10 protein-coding genes and 1 pseudogene are annotated in these 7,323 nt (G+C 40.3%); 2 read left to right on the top strand and 9 right to left on the bottom strand.

The annotated features are described in order from the left end of the window. Positions 1–51 precede the first annotated feature (51 nt). The 5 genes from ADH54_RS05480 to ADH54_RS05460 form a co-directional block, all read right to left on the bottom strand. Positions 52–1,356 carry a minor capsid protein gene (locus tag ADH54_RS05480; protein WP_161800817.1) on the bottom strand — a complete coding sequence of 435 codons (1,305 nt, stop codon included), beginning with the start codon at positions 1,354–1,356 and terminating at the stop codon, positions 52–54. After that, the gene (locus ADH54_RS05475) at positions 1,325–2,752 is read right to left on the bottom strand and encodes a phage portal protein (protein ID WP_080980796.1); all 1,428 of its coding nucleotides are present in this window, start codon (positions 2,750–2,752) and stop codon (positions 1,325–1,327) included. The genes ADH54_RS05480 and ADH54_RS05475 overlap by 32 nt, the downstream gene beginning before the upstream one ends. Before the next feature lie 11 nt (positions 2,753–2,763). Then, complete coding sequence (locus ADH54_RS05470; RefSeq protein WP_049524337.1) at positions 2,764–4,020, bottom strand: PBSX family phage terminase large subunit; 1,257 nt, start codon at positions 4,018–4,020, stop codon at positions 2,764–2,766. Beyond that, positions 4,010–4,456, bottom strand: coding sequence for a terminase small subunit (locus ADH54_RS05465; protein ID WP_049524336.1), 447 nt, complete (start codon positions 4,454–4,456; stop codon positions 4,010–4,012). Before ADH54_RS05465 ends, ADH54_RS05470 begins: the two co-directional genes overlap by 11 nt. 526 nt (positions 4,457–4,982) lie before the next feature. Further along, positions 4,983–5,411: an ArpU family phage packaging/lysis transcriptional regulator gene (locus ADH54_RS05460; protein ID WP_049524335.1), complete on the bottom strand. Its 429-nt coding sequence runs from the start codon at positions 5,409–5,411 to the stop codon at positions 4,983–4,985. A 129-nt stretch (positions 5,412–5,540) separates the two neighbouring features. Between ADH54_RS05460 and mazE the strand changes: the two genes are divergently transcribed. Together mazE and ADH54_RS05450 are read left to right on the top strand one after the other, a co-directional pair. Further along, the gene (gene mazE / locus ADH54_RS05455) at positions 5,541–5,756 is read left to right on the top strand and encodes a type II toxin-antitoxin system PemI/MazE family antitoxin (protein ID WP_049524334.1); all 216 of its coding nucleotides are present in this window, start codon (positions 5,541–5,543) and stop codon (positions 5,754–5,756) included. Beyond that, entirely contained in the window at positions 5,740–6,093 is a 354-nt protein-coding gene (locus ADH54_RS05450; RefSeq protein WP_049524333.1) for a type II toxin-antitoxin system PemK/MazF family toxin, read from the top strand. The genes mazE and ADH54_RS05450 overlap by 17 nt, the downstream gene beginning before the upstream one ends. 3 nt (positions 6,094–6,096) lie before the next feature. Here the strand turns inward: ADH54_RS05450 and ADH54_RS05445 are convergent, their stop codons facing one another. The 4 genes and pseudogenes from ADH54_RS05445 to ADH54_RS11855 form a co-directional block, all read right to left on the bottom strand. Beyond that, on the bottom strand, positions 6,097–6,345 hold the full coding sequence (locus tag ADH54_RS05445) for a DUF3310 domain-containing protein (RefSeq protein WP_049524332.1): 249 nt from the start codon (positions 6,343–6,345) through the stop codon (positions 6,097–6,099). Beyond that, the gene (locus ADH54_RS05440; protein ID WP_065427375.1) at positions 6,345–6,719 is read right to left on the bottom strand and encodes a YopX family protein; all 375 of its coding nucleotides are present in this window, start codon (positions 6,717–6,719) and stop codon (positions 6,345–6,347) included. Before ADH54_RS05440 ends, ADH54_RS05445 begins: the two co-directional genes overlap by 1 nt. Continuing rightward, positions 6,716–7,201, bottom strand: a complete 486-nt coding sequence (locus ADH54_RS05435; protein WP_049524331.1) for a MazG-like family protein — start codon at positions 7,199–7,201, stop codon at positions 6,716–6,718. Before ADH54_RS05435 ends, ADH54_RS05440 begins: the two co-directional genes overlap by 4 nt. Positions 7,202–7,208: 7 nt before the next feature. Then, a pseudogene (locus tag ADH54_RS11855) lies at positions 7,209–7,323 on the bottom strand (IS630 family transposase); the annotation flags it as partial.

The raw sequence follows: 7,323 nt of genomic DNA, 5'->3' as shown, positions 1-7,323 counted from the left end.
ATTACAGTATAGCACAGGAAGTGATTTTTTGCGCTTTTTTACTGTTTTTTTTCAAATAAAAACAACTGTTGGAGTTGGAAAATCATTTAATTCCTTAAGGCTTGATTGGACATTAAAAACAGTATCTCTGATTTTCTTTGTGTTATCTTGTACCCAAAAATCAAAATCCGTTCCATTCAATTTTTTTGTTTTAACTCTGATATCATTTCCAACTGCAAAAGAGCGCTGTTTAGCCATTAAGTCCATTGTAAACATATCCTGATTATACATCTTTTCCCCGTCTTTCGCAAACAGTTTTTCTTTAATTGCTTCCCCTTCACGCTCCCATCCTGCAAAGATTTCGTCCAGAGAACGTTTCTCAGTGGCCAGTTTTACCGAGCCGTCGTTTTGCAAGATATCAAAGTAAGGACTAGGTTTATCAGACTTAACTGCAGGCCTGATAGTAGAACGGCAACGGACATGAAAAGGCGGTGCGGTTCGTCCTGGTTCATATTCTTTAACAGGATAAACCTTATGATTTTCTGACTGACAAATATCACTTGTACGACTGTCTAATACCGCTACGATTTCGTAGTGGTCGCCACCTAATTCCTTAATAGTATCTAGCGTTGCAAGGTTGTTGTAAAAGGTCGTCTCAGTCCTGACAAGCGTGTCTGCCCTATGATAGGCGACCCCTGTACGTTCAGAAAGAGCCCTAGCCATTCTATCAATAGACCAGCCACCTGTTAGGCCTTTATTCAAGACATCGCTGATTTCCTTATAAGCAACTTCTTTATGAACCCAAACATTTTCAGAAAAGGTTTTACCACTCCAGTTACTAGCCATCTTATGCTTAACTGCGTCTACACCTAATATTGGTTTCTCTATGATTCCGAAATGTGCCAAGTTCTTAGCTTGATGGATTTTACCTTTGATATAGACGTCGCTCAGAGCCTCTGTGACCTTGTCATGTATGCCGTCTGGCTTCCCGTATAGTTCAGCCGTCAGACGCTCAATTTCAGCAAGCAAAGCCTCCTTGCGACTGATACGATGGCGGTAGCTCAATGCGTCCAACAAAGGTGTCGGTGTGTCAGGATTTAAAGCCATCTCACGGAATCTTTCAAGGGTTACATGCTTAAACTCTCTACGCTCTTTATCTGTCAGATATTGCTTGGCCTCTGCATGAGTCATTTTATTATCAACCGCATACCTGGCATAAAACTTCTCAATCTCAGAAACCAGTTGATGTTTATAATCTGCTAAGGATTGACCAATCTGCGCCATATACCTATCAGCAACTATCTGAGCGTTTTGTTCCTGTTGTAAAGCACGCTCAGTCCAATACTCATCTATCTTTTTCTTGTTCTCGGTCGTCATGATCTTCATCTACCTTTTTGAAATTGGTCTGAGAGTATGGATCTTGTCCTTGTTCCTGTTGTTCTTTCAATCGTTTCTCAACCTCTGGTTGATACCATGGATGTTGTTCACGAATACTTAGGTCGTCTAAGATACCGATTGAGTTTACACAATCTTGAATAGCTTCAGACTCATTTGAAATGATGTCACGGTTAAAGACATAAGTAAATTTAGATGAATCAAACGCTACTCCTTTGTTAGCTGCATACTGTTCTACAAACCAAAGGAATTGCTTGATACCTTTTTGAAACTCGTTTTCTAGCTCATTACAGTCCAAATCAAGGTCTGTATAGCGCCATTTAAGAGCTTGGCCACTTGCATTGCCTAGATTATCATCTTGGGTATCAATGGCTCTTGCAGCCTCATACAAGAACTTACGAGAGCGTTCGATATCTGCTTCAACTCCGCTAGTATCATTGTCTGCTTGTAGAGTATCTACACCACCATCACTAGAGACTTTGATAGAGCGGAACTTATTCAGATTATTCATGAACTCGCCCAAGTCTGCGCCCTGATAGTTTTTCAAAACATAAATCAGTTTCGGCATATCTGCCAACATATCAGCATTAGTAGACATTTGAAGTTGAATATTATCAATCAAAGACTTAGTTTGAACTAAAAGACCGTCCTCATACTCGTTGTATCGGAATGGAATCAGAGGGACTTTCTCCCAAGTGTAAGGAATCCGTGTTCCATCTGCGTTGACATAGTAAAAATTCCCCTTGGTCTCTTTAGAAAGTGGATTAAGTTCGAGGTGTGAACCTGTCCAGATATAATCTGTAATTCCTTGTTCATCGTAGTATTCTACAAAAGTTTTAGTCTTCTTCACTCCGCTTTCGTAGACCGCTTGATTATAGACACGCACAAAGGCAGATAGTTCTAAATGACGCTCATCTTTCCAAAAAGGGATAATCTGTTCACTTGGGATTTTAAACAAGCGTAGACGGCCGTTCTCGTCGTAATAAGGCAAGCCGTAGGCTATCCCTTTTATCACTGCTTCCTTACCGAGTGACTTAATCGTAGATAAAAGATCCTCGTCAAACACGCTATCTAAAAAGTCTTGTGATTCTTCTCCCTCAAGCGAGATTGTCGGTTGTTTAGAAAACAGATAACCGACCTTCTGGTCTACCAGCTTCTTAAACAAACCTAATTCAATCCTTGAGTTCGTACGCCAGTCCACATCTACCTTCTTATTTCGAATATCCGTGCGATTTCGATAGTAGTTGTAAGCCTCTTTCATCGTGCTTACTTTCTCAGAATTTTGGTGTTCTCTTATCTCAATCTCTAGTATTTCATTTTGGGTTGTATTCTTAATCAACAACCGCCTGATTAACCATTTAAACCAATTACTCAACATTTCTCCTTCTCCTACCAGAATGATATTCCTGGCTGTCTCATATCGTCTTCAAACGCATATCTAGTTGCGTCGATTGTGTGGTCATTTACTTCTTCTAGCTTAGGCTTGGGATTTCCATCACGGTCAACTGCATAGTCGGCACTTTCGAACTCTCGTGCAATATTCGGTGTGCGTTCTGGATCTATCACAATCGCATCTAAATCATCCAACCAGCGTTCACCATACTCACGACTATCAGGACCTTTCTTAGCGCCTTGAACAAGCGGAATATTCAACTGCAGTTTTAACTCATCAATCGACTTAGGCTCTGCGCTATCACAAGTTATCATCTGAGATTGATAGCCTTTCTCACGGATTCTTTCAGCTAATTCACGGTTGCTAATCTTCACGCCATAAATCTCATCGATAGCGTAGATAACTCGTTTCTTCTTGTCGTAATGCCATCTTACAAAGGCCAGAGGGTCGTTAGCATAACCAAAGTCGTTACCTTGTCGAATGTTATCAAACCTTGCTATCTCCTCGTCTGTAATCTTGCGGAATACCAGATTTTCAAACGGTGCTACACCTGAACCGATAGCCTCACCCAGATACTCCCAACGGTAACGCTTCTCAGAACGCTCTCTCGTGGCCTCTGCTTCTTCTATAAACTCTTTGGCGATAAAAGGGTTATCTTTGTATGTTGAATGGTGTACATGGGTATTAGGAGGCTGTATAACACTCTCGTATTTCTTATTCACCCAAGACTGTTTTCTTTTTGGAGGATTGTAAGAGTAAAAGAACTTATAAAAAAGACCATCAGCCAATTCTCCACGAAGAAGGGAGTTGGTGATTGTCTTTACTTCATCTTCAGTTTTAAACTCAGCAAGCTCTTCAATCCAGCCGATTGCGAATGGAAAACGGCTGCCTTTCAAGGATTTAATACGCTCTGGATCTTGTGCACCACGGAAGATAATATAATTTCCTCTTGGGATATAGGTTATCTTCAAAGGGGATTTATTAATCTTAAATAAATGACTGACCCCTTGCTCACTAATCGCCCATTTCAATTGCTCGTAAACCGACTGTTCTAATGTGTTATCTGTCTTACGAATACACACCGCATTGACTGGATAGCGCATAATCAATTGAACAATAACGTGTCCGATGTCGCTGGACTTGCCAGAACCACGCCCACCTTTTTCAACCACATGTAAGATTTTAGGGTCAAATGCTGCACGCCACATAGAGTAAAAAGCCTTTGGGATAAATTCACTCATTCTACGCTTCATCGCTAACTCCTATATCATCAACGAATTGAACAGCCGAAGACATTTCGATTTCTTTTCTCTCTAAATATGCTCCATTCACTTTGAATATGTGGTCTATAGAGCGTTGTCTTTCTTCAATTGTCGGAGTAAATTCATAAGTCGTTTCCGATACCTCCACACCTTCAGCAGTCTTTATAGTTTTTTTAGAATACCCTTGTTGAGTTTCCCCTCTAGCAATACTAGCAGAGATTGCCAAGGCTTCTGCGATTGACATCGAACGTTCGTCGAAAAGTTCTTCTGTACGTTTTTTAATGTATTCAGAAATCTCAACATTTTTCAACAATCTTTGTCCTATACTATATGCCGTTTTCTCTGAGTAACCCACCTTAATAGCGGATTGCGTTGCGTTTCTACTGATGATGTACTCATCAGCGAAGTGTTTCTGTTTATCGTTCATTTTCCATCACCACCTTTCAAAAACTAAAAAAGCCACACGACGTGCGACCTTTCTGCAAGGCGACTACTACCTTGCGTGCGTATTAAATTTTGACTTCATTTTTATTTTTTGTAGTCAATACAACCTCTAGCGGAATCAAACCGCCTAGCTTATAACTTACCTAGGATATAAGTAGCTACGCAATCATGCAAGGTCCGGTCGCTACTGCAACCATTTTTAAGTTAATGAGTGATGTATGAATGCTAAGCCTACTGCCTACCCCATTCTGGGACACAAACACTCAAATGACAGTAGCTGGAATCGAACCAACTGGTCTAGCAGTAAAACGCACGTTTGGTAAAAGTTTCAAGGAGACACAAACAACCTGCTAACCTGTCCTTACTGTCTAAGAGGCCGAAACCTCTATATTTTTAGGAGTCCTCATGACTGTTCGTTGCCCAATCATTGGATAATACTATTTTAGCACCTTTTTCCGTTCCAATTCTCCCAAGATTTTCCCAGATTTTTCCCAAGATTTTCCCAGAAATCACTTATAGACTAAAAGGTTGCTTGCTTGATAGGACTCTGCAAACTCTAATAGAGCTTTGTTCAATATCCGATAATGTTCACTAGATGAATAGCCTAGTTCTGAATAAATGCTGTAGTCTTCCCTCCTTTTCTTCCTACAATATCGTTCGATTAGGATACGTGTGTATTCCATATCCGAAAGATTGTTGATTGCTTTAGCGATCAGTTCTAGATCCTGCTGAGCTGATACTCTACGCAAAACCATGCTTTCTACCTGCTTACTTGTCTGACCACTTGATGATTTTGGTTCAAGCGAGTAGGATATTGTTATTTTTGGAGCGTATTCTTCTCCAGCAATCCGTCTCAGACGACTGTATTTTTTAAGGACTTTGATAGCTTCCTTTCTGGTCTTCTTTTCATCGATGATATCCAATAACTCTATTTGCACACGAACTCCTCCTCGTGATATAATAGTTATGCGAAACTATAACACGAGAAGTCAGCTGTGCTGGCTTTTTTCTTGCCTTGCTCCGTTTTTAGGTGTATACTGTATGTATACAAAGCAAAGGAGAAATAAATGAATACTGTTAAAACTCGTAAGGTTGGGAACTCTGTCACTGTGACTATTCCGAAAACACTCAACGTTCCAGAGGGGCAGGAGATGTTTGTCTACAAGGGGGTAGATAATGTCATTGTCCTTGCTCCAAAAATTCCAGACCCATTTAGTGGTGACGCTGACCTACGCATGGAAGATGACTTCGAGGGGGTAAGATTCCTTGACAGCGAAATATGATTACATTCCAGAAAAACAGGACATCATCTGGATTGACTTTGACCCGTCTGTTGGACGTGAGATTCAGAAGCGCCGTCCTGCTATTGTCATCTCTCGTAGAGAGTATTCGGAGCGGACAGGATTTGTTGCTGTATGCCCTATTACACACGGTCAAAGCAGACTAGAAGAACAAGGCCTGCTCGTTCCTGTGCGTTCCAATAAGGTAGATGGCTCTGTCAATCCACTCCAACTCTATACTTTTGACTTTAGAGAGCGCAAGGCTCAAAAAATCACAACCATGGATACAACCAGTTTTCAGAAAGTTATCCAACTCTACAACTTCATCTTTGAAGCCTAGTCCTTATGGATTGGGCTTTTTAGTTTTTTCCATCTCCTCAATCAGCCAGTCGAGGTTCTTTCTGGCTTCCTTCAGGTCTTCAAGACCGTTTTTCTTCGGATGTCGTAGTATGTACTTCAAACTGTTACCCATATAGAATCCTTTCAGCTCCTCGTCTGTCATGAAGTTCCTCAAAACATTGATAGATTCCATTCCATATCGACCTTGGTAGTGACTTGGTTTGTTTATGTTATCAATTATTTCTGGGTTCATTATTTTTCCTCCAAAAGCTCTCTGTTTTCGTAGATATTCCCAACAACCTCGCAATCAGTATGTCGTAACCACAATTCACATCCGTGTTGTTTAGATTCAAGACGATATGCTCCACCACGATGTCTTACAACCTCGTAATAAGTGGGTTCAGCATAGACGTCCTTAGACATTTTGACTATGTCCCCCTCAAAGATTTCCTTACCGTTCTTATCTGTAATTCCTGTTGATTGCATGAGTTCGATGTTTTTAAAGCCAATAAATCTTAGTACATTATCATCATCTACATATTCAGCTTCTTTATCATCGAAGTATAATCCACCAACAAGATGTAATTGTGATGTAATTCTATTCCACATCCTAAATTTTGGTATCATCCTAAATCCTCCTCTTTCACAAACGAGCCATCAATCCAACGACCTTTGCGGTCTTTGATTTCTTGGTAAGCTAACTCAAAACATTCATCGAAGTTATAACCGAGTGCGGTGCTTAGCGATTTTAGCCAGCCGATTGTACGTTCCAGATGTAATTTAGGAATATCCTTAGCACAAAAATCTTGATAAAATTGAAATTCACTTATATTTTTACTTAAGAAACTAAAGCATGTCATTACATTTTTATCAATTTCTAACATTTTAAAAATCTCTTTCACATCTACCTTAATCAACAACGCCAGACCGACAATCACGACTGCGCAATCTCCAATACTGTCCTTGGTCAGCTGTTCATTCTTCTTGAGATAGCCTGCGCATAGTTCACCGAACTCTTCGCTTAGTTTCAAGGACTGCTTGTCCAGTCGTCCGCCGTTTTCAAGGTCACGGTCAATAAACCATTGCTTGACTTTGTCTATTGTATTCATGCTATAGTCAATTGAAACAAGAACAAGACAAAAGAGCCTCGAAAAAAGTATTACAACTTGGTAATACCTTTTTGAGGTGCTTTTTGATATGAGCCCATGTTTTCTCAATAGGATTGTACTCA

It is taken from the genome of Streptococcus pseudopneumoniae (assembly GCF_001072315.1).
Taxonomy (GTDB): Bacteria; Bacillota; Bacilli; order Lactobacillales; family Streptococcaceae; genus Streptococcus; species Streptococcus pseudopneumoniae_R.
Note: the sequence above shows the minus strand (reverse complement) of the source record. Positions and strands in the feature narration are given on the sequence as shown.